This is a genomic window from Pseudomonas sp. LRF_L74 (assembly GCF_965644255.1).
Taxonomy (GTDB): domain Bacteria; phylum Pseudomonadota; class Gammaproteobacteria; order Pseudomonadales; family Pseudomonadaceae; genus Aquipseudomonas.
In genome coordinates this window covers 616,154-631,893 of record NZ_CBFFRH010000001.1, presented here as the reverse complement: position 1 = coordinate 631,893, position 15,740 = coordinate 616,154, and the positions used below count along the sequence as shown (strand labels likewise).

Here is a 15,740-nt window from a genome sequence, read left to right as displayed (position 1 = left end):
AAATGGTTATGGCGAAATGAAACAGCCCCTAGCGATCCATTTAAGTGACTGATATGCGCCCCATTCCGCTTCACAATCCATGGCCTGAACGTCGGCGCAAGCTGCTGATGGCCTTTTTTTTGACTGTTGTCGCCATAACAAGTACTCGACCCAATAGCCTAATTGGATTGGCTATAGCGCTGGTAACCATTCCACCGCTATGTCTCATTCTGCTTTCTTTGAACTGGTGGTGGCGCCGTAAGTTTGGCGGTAGCAAATTTATGGCTTTGATTAGTTTGATCCTCGTAATCTCAGCTTGGCTGGCAATCGATGCCATTGCAGATATGCTCTCTCCATACATAGGGCAGTACTTCGGTTGAGCCTTATACCATCGGATTAAAGCTGCTCGACTGAGCAGTACTGAATCACCCCAGGGTTTCGTGGAGGCGCTCAACTCTTGAGCGCGAGAACCGCGAACTGTGCAAAGCCAATGAAATCCTGCGGCTGGCCAGTGCTTATTTTGCCCAGGCGAAGCTCGACGGGCAGGCCTTCCTGCGCCGCACCCAGTCCTGAGGGCATTTGTCGATCAGCATCGTGACCGTCTCGGGGTCGAGTCGATCTCCCTGCAGATCGCCCCGTCCGGTTACCGCAGACACACAGCGCAGCAACGCAACCCACAACGGCGCTGAGGGCCTGATCGACATATACGACCACAAACCCCTGGTACTGACGCCGGAGGTTGCGCGCGAGTGGCTGGACCCGACCATCCCGCTCGAGCGCATGACGGAGATTGCGCGCACGGGCTCCGACCTGCGTCCGATTTCATCGATGACTTTAGAGAATTAAAACTGTCGCGGAAGCGTCCCGTTATTCGCGGCCTTCAGCTTCTTGGAGAGGAAACGCAAAACTGTCGCAGCCAACAACTAGGCGGGGTTGCGCGGTTCGGCTGCAATTCTGGCCAGTTACGGCCTGTAGTAACCGGCCGCTTTGAACGATAGCAGTTGTTCGTGAGTGACCGCTATCGACCGATTCTCTTGAAAAAACCGGTTTCTGAGAGCGCTGTTGCTCGGCAGCTCAAAAGTCGCTCGATTTTGGCGTTGCTACTTAAAAACCAATACAGCTCCGTCTTCTGAGCGAACCAGATTTCAATGTCGTTAGCGCTCTGTAATGGGCAAAACTGCGACGGGACTTTTTCAACAGAATCGACCCATAGCTGACGCGGGATTCAGAGCGTTGAAACTGTCGCTGACAGGCCTAGTCCTTCAAGGCCTGCAGCGCCTTTGGAAAGAAGCGCAAAACTGTCGCAACCACTCAGCACACTTTCACAGGGAAGGCTGAGAACCAGTACAAAACCTTTAACGCGTCGAGCGCCAAGCTCCCGTGGGTTGCTTAGGGCCGCCTGCGACTAGCCTCAAGAACCCGCTCGCAGCAACTGAAGCTCGGCCTTGGCGAGCGCTGCGGCGCCGTAATCGACCAGCAGGCCCATGACCTGCTCGGCATCCATCGCCTTGCCTCGATGCTCCAGGCCGAACAAAGTCAGCGTCACCTGTGGCGGCGTCCCATGCTTGACCTTGGCCTTGGGCAGCCATGGCCCCATTGCATTGCGCGTTCCCGGCAGGCGTGCGCCTTCGTTCAGAGTGAGGGTGATCTGCATCTGCCGCCCGTCCTTGACGCGCGCTTGCACCAGATCGCGCATGATCAGTTCGCCGTCCAGACAGGCGAACCATACACCGTCATGAGTCAGGCGTAACAAGGTTTGCTTGCCTGCCTCGCGCTGCAGCCACAAGCTGCGCGCCGAGGCCAGCGCCAGCACGAGCAGCAGCGCACCGGCGACCCAGGCTTTCTCATCCGCCAAGCACCAACCGCCTAGCACCACTAGGAACACCACTGAAAGCGCCAGCAGCCAACGCACCCTATGGTTCATCGCTAGTTCCGTCACCGCCGGGACCTTCGCCAGCAGCGCCTCACGCTCGGCAATTGCCGCGCGCCGCTGCTCAGCCGCTTTCTGATTGAGCTCTCCGGTCAGGGACTGGGCCAGATCGTTCAGTGAATCGTCTTCAGGGTTCATCAAGGGGTTCCTTCAGGCTTGAGTTGGGTTTCGCAGGTCTGGGCGCCGAGCAGCCGTTCGAACCAGCGCCGGTCCGTTTCGCTGGGGACGCGAGTCGCGGCAGTCAGCAGGTCCTGATCAAGCGTCACGTTCTGTTGGCGCAAGCGCAGGGCAGTCGGCGGATGGCTATCGAACGGGTGAGGGAGGCTCTGTTGCAGGGCCTGTTCGTCGAGGATCAACCGGTCGTGACGCAGATATTCAAGCCAAGCATGGATCAGGTTATCGCCCCGGTGAGCGACCAGCATGCGTTGCAACGCCTCATCCAGAGCGATCACCCTCAACAGGGCCTGGCTGAACAAACGAGGACCGACCAGGCGCGCCCCGGCACGGTCCGCCACCAGTTCCTGCGCACGGCGCCAATGCTGCACAGCACGCTCGAACTGCTGCAGGAAATTCCCGGCCATCCACAGCGCCGGGCGCTCCAGCCAGGGCGGCGGGCCGGCGGCCCCGCCAAGGCTTGAGTAATGCGCGCACATCAGGCTAAAGCGCGCAGCCAGTTCGCTGCCTCGCTCGGTGTCTCGCGAACTGAAATGGCCCAGCTCGTGGCCGATGATCGCCGCCGTTTCTACCTGGCTCAAGGCGCACAGGCAGGTCAGCGGCAAGTACAGGGTTCGCCCTTCGAGGATCTGTCCCGACGGCTGCAGAACCACACGCATGCTAGTCACGAAGAACGATTGATCCAGGCCCACCACCAGATGGTCCGGTACCGGCGCACCGACTTGCTCAGCCAAGGTCCGGACCCAAGCCCAGAGTGCAGACGCCCTCGCCTCATCCAAGGTGCGACCTAAAAAGCTCGACGAAGGCATTTCCAGCCATGACCACTGCTGACGCAGGCGCCGGACCATCACCAGGCCCACGCCGATCATCGAGACCATCGGCACTACCACGATCAGCACACTGATCCCAGCGTCCTTGAAGTTACTCCAGCCCCAGCTCAATTCGTAGAGCAGCGACAGGCCCAGCGCGCCAACCAGCAAGCTGGTGTAGCCGACCAGGCAGCGCCCCAGGACGTGCCAACTGTGCGCCAGGCGTTGTTCGAGAAAGGCCTGCGATCGCCGGGCGCGCCAAGCATCCAGGCGAATCTTCAACCAGGTGCCGATCCCAACCAGCAACGTCGCGAAGGCCAGCCAGTAACCCAGCCCGGCCAGCACTTGGCGCAATTGCAACGCCCCCTGGTCCTCCTCGACGCGGTCGATCTGACGCAGGAAGTCGGCGTGTCGGTCTTCGGGGCGGATAACCTCATTGCGCTCACGCGCCGAAAGGCGCGCCAGCAACGCATCGTCAGGTGCGGCATTCCACTGGCGCATGATCGCGGCCTTTTCCAACTGATTACCGGCCCGCCAGCCTTGCAGGGAGGTCCAGGCCATCAGCAACAAAGGCAACAAAACTACCGGCAGTGCCCACCATAGGCGCCGTGTCAGGCTCAACGACATATCTTCTTCTCAGGCCCTGGCAGTACGTCAGCGACCAGCGTCGAATCGCACGGTCTGCGGGAACAACTGGCCCAGGGTGCGGCGTGCCTGTGCGCCTTCGATATAGGCCAACAGCAGTCCGGTCAATTGTTCGAAGCCAACACGTTGGCCATCGAGGCTCAGTGCGCACACCCACAGCTTGACGCGCAGGCCACCCGCCACCGGCCAAGCATCCGGCGCCATAAGTGACCTGAAACAGGCAGGCTCCAATAAAGGAGCGCGGGCGTGAACGGCCACCGAGAAGGTCAAGACCGAACTCAGATGACGCTGGTCGATTTCGAAGCTATCGAAGGTGTCCAGCGCCAGCGGCTCGGTGGAGTTGGCGAAGGCCAGCTTATCGGGTGTCAAGGCCAGAACGCGCTGGCCATGTCGACGCGCGAGCGCCACAGCCAGGGCTATCGCAGCGAACCCGGCGCCAATCAGCACCAAAGCGCACGCCCACAGGGTCCAGGCCACAGGGTTGGCAACCGACAAGCCAAACTGCACGGGCAACATCACCAGCCAGATACCGGCCGGTGCCACCACCACCCCCAGCACGGCACAGGCCAGGGCCTTGCCGCGTGAACACTCGCGCAGTTCCAGGTTCTGGCGCGGCCCGTCTGCCGCAACTTGCAATGCGGTCAGATGAGCTTCACGTTCAAGGTCATCCATGATTCAACAGCAAATTCAACTGGCGCTGTGCGCAAGCCGCATCGCGGTAGGCACCGAGCAAGGCGGCCATTTCGTCCGCTTTCAAGGTGCGCCCACCAGTCATCACCCCTGCGGACATGATGCGAATTTGCGGCCTGGGCTTTTTCAGCACCATGGCTTGGTCGCAGAAGAACTGAAGATGCACCACGCGGTGAGTCGGCAGTGCTGCTTCGCTGCTCAGTTCGAGCTGCTGCGCCATGATCATGCCTTCGTCCTTGACGCTGATGTCTTCGACCTCGGCCAGATCGACTGGTGCGGACAGCGTATCGACCAACAGCTCGCAACGGGTCAGGCGCATGAACACCTTGGTGCCAGAGTTGCGATGCTGCCAGGTCAGGGTCAGGCCGAACAGCACCAGCCCCACGCCGCACCAGGTCAGGCCGGTGCCACCGGTCTTGATACCACCGAAGGTGATGCCCAGCGACACCAAGGCAATCAGCGGCCCCCACAACTTGTAGCGGCGCGAGTTGGTGAACTCGGTCTGCTCGGGTACTCGCTCGATGACCTGCTTGAGCTCAGCGATCACACGATCGCGCTGGGCAGCGCGTGACTGGCTGTACTCGGTGCCGAGCGAGTCGGACAGATCGCTCAGCGGATTGGGTTGTTCAGAGGGGATCATGGGCAAGCTTCTCTGTGAGCGAAGGGTCGGCGATCATTTCTGCGCGCTCAGGTAGTCGGTCAGGAACGCCTGGGCGTTTCCCTGTTCGGACAGGGAATCCGAGTAGCCGATCTTCAGCGCCTGGGCCTCACCCGGCAGATACAATTCGCTGGCGCTCCAACTGTCCGAACCCTGGATCACCAGCGCGGCAAACTTCTGGCCGTCGACGGTGGTGTAGTAGCGAGTCACCTTGTCGGTCTTCACGACATCCATCTTCTGGATGCGCATGTTCCAGTCATGGTCGATGCCTTCAATCTGCACCAACGCCTGATTAGCGCTGCGCTCACCAATGCGCAAGGTCCAGACCTTCACGCCTTGCTCGCCTGCATAGGCGATCACTCTGTCGGCTACCGGCGGGCGTTCTTCGGCATGCACGAGGCCCGCCACCAACATCAAGACCGCTACCAGGACGGCCGCCATCTTGCGGTAAATCAACATTTTTCAGGATCCTTGAATGTCACGGCCCTGTATTGAAATCGCCACCCGCCGTCCTGCCAACCAGGATGGCCGCTACGCACAATCATCAGGTCGTTACTCACAAGAGCTGACGCAAAGGTTGTGTGCGCGTTAACATTTTGCAAATGTGCCGCTGCTACAGATGGACAGGCTTTGCCAATGGAACGCTGGACCCCGTACCTGGACACGGAATTCTGCTTCGACCACCCCGCCTCGCTAACCCAGGCGGGCGTGTTCGATAGCGCCACCGGCCAGGTGATCGGCAGGGCGATTGGCCACTATCGCGCGCATACCGTGCGTGCGCACATGCAGTACTTCGATTGCGATCTGCAATTTCCCGAACCCCTGCGTATCCACAAGGTCCTGCCTGACAGCCTGTGCCTGGTTCAAGTTCTGAGTGGCCAATGGCAACACCGTGTCGACGGCCAACTCAATCGCTACACGACAGGCAAGCCACACGCGTTAGGCCTGAGCGAGCACATGGAGATACTGGACCAGTTGCCTGCCGGCAGTCATGCGCGCATGGCGGGGTTGCGTATTGCCGGTGGCTATCTGCGAGAGCTGGCGGAGGAGGATCCGCACCTGCAACCGTTGCTGGGTCTGCTTGAAGATGGCATGCGCTTCACCGGCTTCGAACGATGCCCGGCGCTAGGGAGGCTGCTGGAACAGCTTTACCTCTCGCCCTACCGAGGAGCATTGAAGCGTTTGCACCAGGAGAGCCTGAGCCTGGCGTTGCTGGTCGAACTGGCCTCGCACCTCGAAGGCCGCCCGGTGGGCCCGACGCCTGCTGTGCGGGGGCAGCGCGACCTAGCTTATGAGGCACGACGGATGCTCGATGCGAACCTCGCCGAGCCGCCTGGAAGTCTGGTCCTCGCGCAGGATCTCGGGGTGGGCGAGACTACCCTGCGGCGCGCGTTCGCCAGGGTGTTCGGGCAATCGATGCTGCAATATGTGCGTCAGCAAAGGATGGAGTTGGCGCGGACATTGTTGTTACAGCGCAAGTGGCAAGTAGCGCAAATTGCCTATCGGTTGGGGTATGCCAATCCGGCTAATTTCAGTCACGCCTACAAGAGATACTTTGGACATCCGCCAGGGGCGGAGTGAGGGGTCAACATAGTTGTTGCGCCTCACGTGAGGGCGAAGGGAATCATCTTTCTGAATTTTAAGCAGCCCAGTGCTGGAATTCGGGATAGGCCCTGCGCACTGTGTCAGCCCAAGTAGAGCGCAGGAGCTGGAAGGAAAGGCCTCCCAGAGCTCCTGCGACAGTTCTTATTCTCTAAATCCACGGCAAGCGCTGGCCTGTTGCTCATCACTCCACCGTCACGCTTTTTGCCAGATTGCGCGGCTGGTCGACGTCGGTGCCCTTGAACACGGCGACGTAGTACGACAGCAGTTGCAGCGGCAGGGTGTAGAGGATCGGCGTCAACGCATCGTGGATGTGCGGCATGGCGACGACGTGGGTGCCTTCGCCGTTGCTCAGGCCAGCCTGTTCGTCGGCGAAGACGACCAGCTCGCCGCCACGGGCACGGACTTCCTGCAGGTTGGACTTGAGCTTTTCCAGCAGTTCGTTGTTCGGCGCCACGGTGACCACCGGCATGTCGGCGTCGACCAGGGCCAGCGGGCCGTGCTTGAGCTCGCCAGCCGGGTAGGCTTCGGCGTGGATGTAGGAGATTTCCTTGAGCTTGAGCGCCCCTTCCATCGCCACCGGGTACTGCGCACCACGGCCGAGGAACAGGGTGTGGTGCTTCTCGGCGAACAGCTCGGCAACCTTCTCGACGATCTTGTCCATGGCCAGGGCTTCGCCCAGGCGGGTCGGCAGGCGGCGCAGCTCTTCCACCAGCTTGGCGGCGACGCCGGTTTCCAGGGTCTTGCGTACCTGGCCGAGGGACAGGGTCAGCAGCATCAGCGCCACCAACTGGGTGGTGAAGGCCTTGGTCGAGGCCACGCCGATTTCCGGGCCGGCCTGGGTCAGCAGGGTCAGGTCGGATTCGCGCACCAGGGAGCTGGTGCCGACGTTGCAGATCGCCAGGCTGGCCAGGTAGCCGAGCTGCTTGGCATTGCGCAGGGCCGCCAGGGTGTCGGCGGTCTCACCGGACTGGGAAATGGTCACGAACAGGCTGTCCGGCTGCACCACCACCTTGCGGTAGCGGAACTCGCTGGCCACTTCGACCTGGCAGGGAATCCCGGCCAGTTCTTCCAGCCAGTAACGGGCGACCATGCCGGCGTGATAGCTGGTGCCACAGGCGACGATCTGCACGTTGCGCACCTTGGCGAACAGCTCGGCGGCCTGCGGGCCGAATGCTTGCACCAGCACGTGATCGCTGCCGAGGCGGCCTTCCAGGGTGCGCTGCACGACCTTGGGCTGCTCGTGGATTTCCTTGAGCATGAAGTGACGGTACTCGCCCTTGTCGGCGGCTTCGGCACCTTCGTGGTACTGCACCTGTTCGCGCTGCACTGGCTGGCCGGCGGCGTCCCAGATCTGCAGGCTGTCGCGACGGATCTCGGCGATATCGCCTTCTTCCAGATAGACGAAACGGTCGGTGACCTGGCGCAGGGCGAGCTGGTCGGAGGCAAGGAAGTTCTCCCCCAGGCCCAGGCCGATCACCAGCGGGCTGCCGCTACGGGCAGCGAGCAGGCGATCGGGCTGCTTGGCACTGATCACCGCCAGGCCATAAGCACCGTGCAACTCCGGGATGGCGGCCTTGAGCGCAATGGTCAGGTCGCCACCCAGCTCGGCCAGCTTGTGGTGCAACAGGTGGACGATGGTCTCGGTGTCGGTATCGGAGGTGAAGACGTAGCCCAGGCCCTTGAGGCGTTCGCGCAGTGCTTCGTGGTTCTCGATGATGCCGTTGTGCACCACCGCCAGTTCGTTGCCCGAGAAGTGCGGGTGTGCATTGCGTTCGCTCGGCGCGCCATGGGTGGCCCAGCGGGTGTGGGCGATGCCCAGATTGCCGGTCAGCGGTTCGCTGGCCAGGGCCTGCTCAAGCTCGGCGACCTTGCCCACACGGCGACGGCGTTGCAGTTCACCACCCAGGGTGAAAACTGCCACACCAGCGCTGTCGTAGCCACGGTATTCGAGGCGCTTGAGGCCTTCGACCAGGATCGGGGTGATGTTGCGTTCAGCGATGGCGCCTACGATGCCACACATGATCAATCTCCTTGGGCGGGGGCGGCAGCGAGGACCAGGCTGATCCCGCGCGCGCGAATCTGTTCGGCCACCTGGGGGTCCAGGCGGTCGTCGGTAATCAGGGTCTGGACGCTGCTCCACGGCAGTTCCAGGTTGGGAATGCGCCGACCGATCTTGTCGCTCTCGACCATGACGATGACCTCACGCGCCACCTCGGCCATCACCCTTGAGAGGCCCAGCAGCTCGTTGAAGGTGGTGGTGCCACGCTCCAGGTCGATGCCGTCGGCGCCGATGAACAGCTGGTCGAAATCGTAGGAACGCAGCACCTGCTCGGCGACCTGGCCCTGGAAGGATTCCGAATGCGGGTCCCAGGTGCCGCCGGTCATTAGCAGCACCGGCTCGTGTTCCAGATCGCTCAGGGCCTTGGCCACGTTCAGCGAATTGGTCATCACCACCAGGCCCGGCCGGTGACCCAGCTCGGGAATCATTGCCGCCGTGGTGGTGCCGCTGTCGATGATGATTCGCGCATGCTCGCGAATGCGCGCCACCCCGGCACGGGCGATGGCCAGCTTGTAGGAAGAAATCGGCTGGGCGCTGTCTACCATCAACTCTTGGGGCAATGGCACGGCGCCGCCGTAGCGACGTAGCAGCAGGCCGTTCTTTTCGAGTTCGGCCAGATCCTTTCGAATCGTAACTTCAGAGGTGCTGAACCGCTTCGCCAAGCCGTCCACACTGACCTCGCCCTGCTCGTTGAGCAAGGCCAGGATGGCATGACGACGCTGAGGCGTGTTGCGTTTGGAGATCATGTTTCGATTCGAAAGAATAGAGGTTCGAATCAAAACCTAAGAAGGTCGGATAGTCAAGTCACGCAAACGACGTTAGAACGGTGTTCGACAGAAGGCGATTGGCAAAAGCGCTTCAAGCGGGAGGCAGGACGAAAGGCATACCGCGCGCATGGACTAGGCGTCCCCGCGCGCGATGCCAGGCTGATGATTGTGCCTAGAACTTGTAGTTCAGCGTGGCGACCATATTGGTCGGCTCGCCGTAGGCGATGCGGCCCCACTGCGGAATGATGTAGTGCTTGTCGAAGACATTGCGCACGTTCAGCGAGGCAGTCAGGTTGTTGCTGATCTGATAACGCGCCATCAGGTCGACCAACTCGTAGCTGTCCTGCTCCAGACGGGTCGCGCCTTCGCCGTAGTAGATGGAACCCTGCCAGCGCACGCCACCACCGACGGTCAGCCTGTTCCAGGCGCCGGGCAGGCGGTAGCTGGTGAACAGCTTGAAGGTCTTGTTCGGCACCCAGGGCTGGCTCTTCTCGCCCGTGCTGGTCTCGATGTGGTTATAGGTGTAACCACCCGATACCTGCCAGCCTGGCAGCACCTCACCGCTGACCTCCAGCTCCACTCCCTGGGTTTCCACGCCACCGATCAGCGTGTACACATTGCCACCCGTGACCGGACTGATTTCCTCCGTCTCGTTGGCGACATTGCGCTCCCTCACCTTGTAGACGGCCAGCGAGGTATTGAGGCGTTCGTCGAAGAAGGCCATCTTGACGCCAGCCTCGATGTTATCGCCCGTACGAGGTTCGAGAGGGCTATCGCTGGCATCGAACATGTTGGCTTGGGGCCGGAAAATTTCGGTGTAGCTGACGTAGGTGGAAATCTCCGGGGTGATTTCGTACACCAGACCGGCGTATGGAATCAGGATGTCGCTATCGGAGTATTTCGTCGTCTGGTTGCCCCAGTAGGCACTGACCACATTGTTCTGTTTTATCGCATCCAGGCGGGCGCCCAGAATCAGCTTGAGCGGGTCGGCGATATTCCAGCGTGATGCCAGATAGGAACTGGAGCTTCGGTACTCACGATGGCTGGGATTGCTCAGGTTCCAGGTTGGCTCGGGCAAGTAGTACAGGTCATCCACACTGATGCCAGTAACGTTGCCGTAGGTCGATCTGTACTGAGTGGTTTCCACGTTATCGCGGTAGTAAGTAGCACCGATCGACAACTCATGCTCACGCCCGAACAAGGTGAACGGCCCATTGGCATGCAGTTCCCAATCGTTGGAGCGGGTGGTCGGCTGAGTGTTGATGCTGCCCGCCCCCGTAATGTTCTGGGTCTGCGCGTTCACGCCAGAAGGCGTGCCGTAAATACCAACACTCTCTGCGCCGTGATGACGGTATTGCAGCTGTGCGGTCCAGCCGTTGTCGAAGCGATGCTCAAGCTCAGCTCCGACATTGTATTGCTCGATGTCATGACGAGCCCAGCGTGGTGCGGTAGAGAAACTGCGCGAGCGCTTCAACCGAGTGCCATCGCTGTAGAAAGCCGGCAACGAACTCCAGAACAACGGTGAGTCGGTTTCCGATTTCTGATAGTCGGCGGTCAGCGACAACGTGGTACTTGGCATCAGGTCCCAGTCCAGAACGCCATAGACACTCTGGCGTTTCTTGGCGTAGTTGTCTTGGAAGGTATGGTTCTGCTGATCGGCAGCGGCGATCCGCCCGCGAATGCTGCCGTCATCATTCAGTGGGCCGCCAACATCGGCCTCGAGTCGGTAGAAATCATAGGAGCCGCCCTGCAGGGTCGCGTAGCCCTGGAAATTACGCGTAGGACGCTTGCGGATCGCATTGACCGACGCAGAAGGGTTGCCCTCGCCTTTCAGCAGACCTGCAGCGCCTTTGATGACTTCGACACGATCGAACTGCACAGTGTCCAGCGCCTGCTGTTCTTCGCCGCCAAAATCACCATTGGCTCGGTCGGTGTAACCATCGACGCTAATGTTGTTTAGGGCGAAGCCACGGACGAAGTAATCGGTGTTTTCCGAGTTGTAACTGACACCGGCGATACCCGGTACATAGCTGAGCAGTTCGCCCATGCTGGTCACTGCGGTGTCATCGATCTGCTGGCGGGTCACCACGGTCAGCGATTGAGGTGTTTCCTTGGCGGTCATGGGTAGGCGGGTCGCGGTGCCCGAGGCGCCAGTCAGTGTGTACGAGCCGGTGCCTTCGGTGGCCGGGTCACGCAGGCCGGCAACACTGGTGGTATCCAGCTCCAGCGCACTGCCCTGCTGCGCAGCCTTGTCCAGCATCACTCGGTCAGGCGCGGTGAAATCACCGACCAGGCCAGTGCCTGCAAGCAGCAGGCGTAGCGCCTCTTGCGACGAATACTGGCCACTCAGGGCGGCCGAGCTCAGGCCGCGGGTGAGCGTGGCATCGGCGAACAACTGTACGCCGCTGATCTGGGACCAGGCGACCAAGGCGGTGTCGAGCGATTGCGCAGGAATGTCGTAGGTTTGCGTCTGGCTGGCCACTGCTGCGGCATCTTCGGCCTGAACCCAGCCTGTGGAAAACATCGCACAGGCGATGGCGGCGCTCAACAGAAGGGGTTTGCAACGAGTGTGGATAACATCCGCATAACGGCGGGTGCTGGTTGGGCTTTGCATGAAAAATCCGTCTCCCTTAGCTCATGCGCAAATCATTCTCGTTTGCGCTGCTAACAGGACGTCTGGGCGTGAAACTGCAAGGATGCTCAGTGAAAATAATTTTCCAATGCGCGCTTCGTCTGCATCATTTCGCAGTTTGCGCGGGCCTGACCAACGTAAGCCAAGGACCTACGTCGGTCAGGCGTAGCGGCAGGATTTCAGTCAGGCTGGACAGCGCTTTGTCCGGCTGTCGCGTATCGATCACCACGGTTACCGGCAGTTGGCCCAGTTGCCCATCGGTAAGCCGAAGGTAGCCCGGCAGATAGTGTTGCAGCTCGCCCAGAACCTCGGATAACGGCGCACGGACGAACACCAGCCGTTGCTTTCTCCAGGCCAGCTCATTGCTGGCGAGCGTGTCGCTGCGCAGGCTCAGCCGATCATGGCTGTAATCGATCACTTGCCCCTGCTGAACGACCTGATGCTGGTTCATCGTACTGACCTGCACGCTATGCTCGGCGACCACGACCCGCACATGATCCTCCCCCAGCCGCACCGCGAAGGCCGTGCCAAGCGCACGCGTTTCGCCACCCTCGGCCGAAACGATGAAGGGACGTCCGGCATCCGCAGCCACCTGGAACCAGGCCTGGCCACGCAGCAGACGGACGCGCCGCTGCTTGTCGCTGTAATCGACATCGAGGGCACTGTCCGCAGCCAGTTCGAGGCGTGAACCGTCTGCCAGTTGCCAGCTACCGTGCTGGGCGATGTCGGTCCGGTAGTCGGCATGCCACGCAGGATCGAGCGTCGGAATCAACACCAGCGCGAGCACCAGGGACGCGGCGCAGGCCAACGCCGGGCGGAACCAGCGTCGGCGGCGAGAGGCGACAGTCGGTAGCACTGCGGGTGCCGATAGGGCCTCGGCCAGCGGGTCAAGACGACGCCACACGTCTTCGGCACGCTGCCAGGCATCGCGGTGGGCATCGCTGCGTTCATGCCAGGCATGGGCATCGCGCCGCTGCTGGTCAGTCACATCGATATCCTGCAACAGCACATGCCATTCCAGTGCCTGTTCCATAAGGTCGTCGTTATCGCTGTTCATGCAGGACCTATCCACGCGCTCAAGCCATCACCTGTTCGAGTCTGGAAAGCGCCTTGACCATCTGCGACACCACCGTGCTCTTGGCGATACCCAGCCGCTCGGCGATCTCGGCATGGCTCAGTCCCTCGACGCGGCAGAGCATGAAAATTTCCCGGCAGCGCGGCGGTAGTCCATCGACCACCTGGAGCAGGCGCTGCAGTTCGTCATGCGATTGTACCGAACGCGCTGGATCGACGCCTTGCGCAGGCACCTGCTGGACCACCTCGTCATCGGCCTGCACCTCGATGCCCATGCCATGGTGGCGCTGGTGGTCGGTGCCGATATTGGTGGCAATGCGAAACAGATAGGCGCGGGGGTTGCCGATGTGCTCGGCAAGGTTGCGGCTGGCCAGGCGCAACCAGGTTTCCTGGGCGATGTCCTCGGCCAGGCTGGGGCTGCCGAATTGCCGGGTCAGGTAGCCGAGCAAGGCATCGCGATGCTCGCTATAGGCCAGCAACAACAGTTCGCGCTCCGTCGCCATGCTCTACCCCGGTTGAAAGACCGGCGCACTGTATTCAAAAAGAGATTTATTCTCAATAAACAATTTCACGCCCGGTGAAAACCGGAACAGAAACACTGCCAGGGTTCAGTTCAGGCTCAGTTTGATGCCGAAACCCACCAGGCACAGGCCCGCCAGCTTCTCCAGGCCGCGAGCGATGCGCGGGTTGGCGCGCATGCGCTCAGCGAGGAAGTGAGTGCACAGCACCACCGCCAGCCCGTACAGGAACGTCAGTACGGCGATGGTCACGGCGAGAAAGCCGAAGGTGACCATGCCCTGATGGTGCTGAGGATCGATGAACAGCGGGAAGAAGGCCATGTAGAAGATGATGGCCTTGGGGTTGAACAGCGTGATCACGCAGGTCTGGCGCAGGTACTGGCGCGGTTTGATCTCCAGGGTCGGCGCCGCGCCAGGCTTGGCGAGCAACATGCGCAGGCCGAGGTAGACCAGGTAACCGGCCCCCAGCCATTGCACGACGTGGAAGGCCGTCGGGTAGGCCTTGAGCAGGGCCGCGACGCCGGCCACGGCCATCCACATCAGCACCTGGTCGCCGAGGATGATACCCAGCGTCGAGGCCAGGCCACCGCGAATGCCGCCCTTGCCTGTGGACAGGATCAGGGCCAGGTTGCCCGGCCCGGGAATGGCCAGGAGGAGGATGAAGGCAACCACGAAGGCGCCGTAATCGGTTACACCGAACATCCGTCCCAGCCTCCTTTATCTCAGGACTTCTTCTCGCCCTTCACCGGGCGCTTCCAGCCTTCGATATTGCGCTGGCGAGCACGGCCAACGGCCAGGCCATCGGCCGGCACGTCCTGGGTCACGGTCGAGCCGGCGCCGGTGGTCACACGATCACCCAGCGTCACAGGCGCAACCAGCGCGCTGTTGGAGCCGATGAATACGTCTTCGCCAAGAACGGTGCGGAATTTGTTCGCGCCATCGTAGTTGCAGGTGATGGTGCCCGCGCCGATGTTGGTGCGGGCGCCGATGTCGGCATCGCCCAGGTAACTCAGGTGACCGGCCTTGGCACCCTCGCCCAGCACCGCGTTCTTGATCTCGACGAAGTTGCCCACATGGGCCTTGGCCCCCAGCTTGGCGCCCGGACGCAGACGGGCGAACGGACCGCAGTCGGCCCCCTCGCCCAACTCGGCGCCGTCCAGATGACTGTTGGCCTTGACGACGGCGCCCTTGCGCAGGGTGCTGTCCTTGATCACGCAGTTCGGGCCGATCTGTACGTCATCCTCGATCACGACCTTGCCTTCGAGGATCACGTTGATATCGATGGTCACGTCGCGACCCACGGTCACTTCACCGCGCACGTCGAAGCGATGCGGATCGAGCAGCGTCACGCCCTGGGTCATCAGTTGGCGGGCGATACGCTGCTGGTAATGGCATTCGAGCTGCGACAGTTGGATACGGTCGTTGGCGCCCAGCACTTCCATCTCGTCCTGGGCGGTTTCGGTGGCGACCACCAGGCCATCGGCCACGGCCATGGCGATCACGTCGGTAAGATAATACTCACCCTGAGCATTACTGTTGGACAGACGACCCAGCCAGTCACCCAGGCGCTTGCCCGGCACGGTGAGGATGCCGGTATTGCCTTCGCGGATCGCACGCTGGGCGTCACTGGCATCCTTGTGCTCGACGATGGCCTGGACCACGCCAGCTTCGTCACGAATGATGCGGCCGTAGCCAGTCGGATCGGCCAGGTTGACCGTCAGCAGGCCGAGCTGCTGGTCATTGGCTTTTTCCAGCAGACGCGACAGGGTTTCCACGCGGGTCAGCGGTACGTCACCGTAGAGGATCAGGACCTTGTCCGCCTCCAGCGCCGGCAGGGCCTGGGCAACGGCGTGGCCAGTGCCCAATTGCTGGCTCTGCAGGACAAAGTTGATATCGTCGGCCGCCAGACGCTCGCGTACCAACTCCGCACCGTGACCGATCACCACATGGATACGACGCGGCGACAGTTGCCGGGCGGTGTCGATGACATGGCCGAGCATCGGCTTGCCCGCGACAGAATGGAGAACTTTGGGCAAGGCCGAGCGCATGCGCGTGCCTTGGCCGGCGGCGAGGATGACGATATCGAGGGACATAGGCGGCAGATCCGATAAGAAATGAAGCTGTTCGCGACCGGACAAGGGCTCTACACGAGATTGACGGCGACGATTGCAGGTAGCCAGAAAAAGAAAAAGGGTAGCCA

General features: G+C 61.4%; 14 protein-coding genes, 1 pseudogene and 1 other annotated feature. Of the genes and pseudogenes, 3 read left to right on the top strand and 12 right to left on the bottom strand.

Going from position 1 to position 15,740, the window contains the following annotated elements; genetic code table 11:
• The first annotated feature begins 53 nt into the window (after positions 1-53).
• Together ACSZPK_RS02990 and ACSZPK_RS02985 are read left to right on the top strand one after the other, a co-directional pair.
• Positions 54-359 carry a DUF389 domain-containing protein gene (locus ACSZPK_RS02990; protein WP_437880274.1) on the top strand — a complete coding sequence of 102 codons (306 nt, stop codon included), beginning with the start codon at positions 54-56 and terminating at the stop codon, positions 357-359.
• A 64-nt stretch (positions 360-423) separates the two neighbouring features.
• Positions 424-665: pseudogene (locus ACSZPK_RS02985) on the top strand (IS3 family transposase); the annotation flags it as partial.
• Positions 492-617 (top strand) — a sequence feature (AL1L pseudoknot). (Overlaps the previous pseudogene by 126 nt.)
• A 725-nt stretch (positions 666-1,390) precedes the next feature.
• Here ACSZPK_RS02985 and ACSZPK_RS02980 read toward each other — a convergent pair.
• From ACSZPK_RS02980 to ACSZPK_RS02960, 5 genes are read right to left on the bottom strand one after another with little or no spacing between them, the layout of a single operon-like run.
• Positions 1,391-2,047: a hypothetical protein gene (locus ACSZPK_RS02980; RefSeq protein ID WP_437879896.1), complete on the bottom strand. Its 657-nt coding sequence runs from the start codon at positions 2,045-2,047 to the stop codon at positions 1,391-1,393.
• Positions 2,047-3,519 carry a M48 family metallopeptidase gene (locus tag ACSZPK_RS02975; RefSeq protein WP_437879895.1) on the bottom strand — a complete coding sequence of 491 codons (1,473 nt, stop codon included), beginning with the start codon at positions 3,517-3,519 and terminating at the stop codon, positions 2,047-2,049. Before ACSZPK_RS02975 ends, ACSZPK_RS02980 begins: the two co-directional genes overlap by 1 nt.
• Before the next feature lie 27 nt (positions 3,520-3,546).
• Positions 3,547-4,209, bottom strand: coding sequence for a hypothetical protein (locus tag ACSZPK_RS02970; protein ID WP_437879894.1), 663 nt, complete (start codon positions 4,207-4,209; stop codon positions 3,547-3,549).
• On the bottom strand, positions 4,202-4,867 hold the full coding sequence (locus ACSZPK_RS02965; protein ID WP_437879893.1) for a hypothetical protein: 666 nt from the start codon (positions 4,865-4,867) through the stop codon (positions 4,202-4,204). Before ACSZPK_RS02965 ends, ACSZPK_RS02970 begins: the two co-directional genes overlap by 8 nt.
• 33 nt (positions 4,868-4,900) lie before the next feature.
• Positions 4,901-5,344 carry a hypothetical protein gene (locus tag ACSZPK_RS02960; RefSeq protein WP_437879892.1) on the bottom strand — a complete coding sequence of 148 codons (444 nt, stop codon included), beginning with the start codon at positions 5,342-5,344 and terminating at the stop codon, positions 4,901-4,903.
• A gap of 177 nt (positions 5,345-5,521) precedes the next feature.
• On the opposite strand from ACSZPK_RS02960, the gene ACSZPK_RS02955 reads away from it, so the two are divergent.
• The gene (locus ACSZPK_RS02955) at positions 5,522-6,466 is read left to right on the top strand and encodes a helix-turn-helix transcriptional regulator (RefSeq protein ID WP_437879891.1); all 945 of its coding nucleotides are present in this window, start codon (positions 5,522-5,524) and stop codon (positions 6,464-6,466) included.
• Positions 6,467-6,671: 205 nt separating this feature from the next.
• Here the strand turns inward: ACSZPK_RS02955 and glmS are convergent, their stop codons facing one another.
• The 7 genes from glmS to glmU all read right to left on the bottom strand — a co-directional run bounded on the left by glmS (position 6,672) and on the right by glmU (position 15,633).
• Positions 6,672-8,510 carry a glutamine--fructose-6-phosphate transaminase (isomerizing) gene (glmS, locus tag ACSZPK_RS02950; protein ID WP_437879890.1) on the bottom strand — a complete coding sequence of 613 codons (1,839 nt, stop codon included), beginning with the start codon at positions 8,508-8,510 and terminating at the stop codon, positions 6,672-6,674.
• A 2-nt stretch (positions 8,511-8,512) separates the two neighbouring features.
• Positions 8,513-9,295 (bottom strand): DeoR/GlpR family DNA-binding transcription regulator, encoded by a 783-nt coding sequence (locus tag ACSZPK_RS02945; RefSeq protein WP_437879889.1) that lies wholly within the window; start codon positions 9,293-9,295, stop codon positions 8,513-8,515.
• Positions 9,296-9,488: 193 nt separating this feature from the next.
• Positions 9,489-11,930, bottom strand: coding sequence for a TonB-dependent siderophore receptor (locus ACSZPK_RS02940; protein ID WP_437879888.1), 2,442 nt, complete (start codon positions 11,928-11,930; stop codon positions 9,489-9,491).
• Between the two features lie 124 nt (positions 11,931-12,054).
• Positions 12,055-13,005, bottom strand: a complete 951-nt coding sequence (locus ACSZPK_RS02935) for a FecR family protein (protein ID WP_437879887.1) — start codon at positions 13,003-13,005, stop codon at positions 12,055-12,057.
• A gap of 19 nt (positions 13,006-13,024) precedes the next feature.
• Complete coding sequence (locus tag ACSZPK_RS02930; protein ID WP_437879886.1) at positions 13,025-13,525, bottom strand: RNA polymerase sigma factor; 501 nt, start codon at positions 13,523-13,525, stop codon at positions 13,025-13,027.
• Between the two features lie 105 nt (positions 13,526-13,630).
• Complete coding sequence (locus ACSZPK_RS02925; RefSeq protein ID WP_437879885.1) at positions 13,631-14,242, bottom strand: LysE family transporter; 612 nt, start codon at positions 14,240-14,242, stop codon at positions 13,631-13,633.
• 20 nt (positions 14,243-14,262) lie between these two features.
• Positions 14,263-15,633 (bottom strand): bifunctional UDP-N-acetylglucosamine diphosphorylase/glucosamine-1-phosphate N-acetyltransferase GlmU, encoded by a 1,371-nt coding sequence (gene glmU / locus ACSZPK_RS02920; protein ID WP_437879884.1) that lies wholly within the window; start codon positions 15,631-15,633, stop codon positions 14,263-14,265.
• Positions 15,634-15,740 lie beyond the last annotated feature (107 nt).

Bases quoted from the DNA above. Each gene is read 5' to 3' on its own strand.
- ACSZPK_RS02990 (WP_437880274.1), top strand. From the start codon at position 54: ATGCGCCCCATTCCGCTTCACAATCCATGGCCTGAACGTCGGCGCAAG.
- ACSZPK_RS02980 (WP_437879896.1), bottom strand. From the start codon at position 2,047: ATGAACCCTGAAGACGATTCACTGAACGATCTGGCCCAGTCCCTGACC.
- ACSZPK_RS02975 (WP_437879895.1), bottom strand. From the start codon at position 3,519: ATGTCGTTGAGCCTGACACGGCGCCTATGGTGGGCACTGCCGGTAGTT.
- ACSZPK_RS02970 (WP_437879894.1), bottom strand. From the start codon at position 4,209: ATGGATGACCTTGAACGTGAAGCTCATCTGACCGCATTGCAAGTTGCG.
- ACSZPK_RS02965 (WP_437879893.1), bottom strand. From the start codon at position 4,867: ATGATCCCCTCTGAACAACCCAATCCGCTGAGCGATCTGTCCGACTCG.
- ACSZPK_RS02960 (WP_437879892.1), bottom strand. From the start codon at position 5,344: ATGTTGATTTACCGCAAGATGGCGGCCGTCCTGGTAGCGGTCTTGATG.
- ACSZPK_RS02955 (WP_437879891.1), top strand. From the start codon at position 5,522: ATGGAACGCTGGACCCCGTACCTGGACACGGAATTCTGCTTCGACCAC.
- glmS (WP_437879890.1), bottom strand. From the start codon at position 8,510: ATGTGTGGCATCGTAGGCGCCATCGCTGAACGCAACATCACCCCGATC.
- ACSZPK_RS02945 (WP_437879889.1), bottom strand. From the start codon at position 9,295: ATGATCTCCAAACGCAACACGCCTCAGCGTCGTCATGCCATCCTGGCC.
- ACSZPK_RS02940 (WP_437879888.1), bottom strand. From the start codon at position 11,930: ATGCAAAGCCCAACCAGCACCCGCCGTTATGCGGATGTTATCCACACT.
- ACSZPK_RS02935 (WP_437879887.1), bottom strand. From the start codon at position 13,005: ATGAACAGCGATAACGACGACCTTATGGAACAGGCACTGGAATGGCAT.
- ACSZPK_RS02930 (WP_437879886.1), bottom strand. From the start codon at position 13,525: ATGGCGACGGAGCGCGAACTGTTGTTGCTGGCCTATAGCGAGCATCGC.
- ACSZPK_RS02925 (WP_437879885.1), bottom strand. From the start codon at position 14,242: ATGTTCGGTGTAACCGATTACGGCGCCTTCGTGGTTGCCTTCATCCTC.
- glmU (WP_437879884.1), bottom strand. From the start codon at position 15,633: ATGTCCCTCGATATCGTCATCCTCGCCGCCGGCCAAGGCACGCGCATG.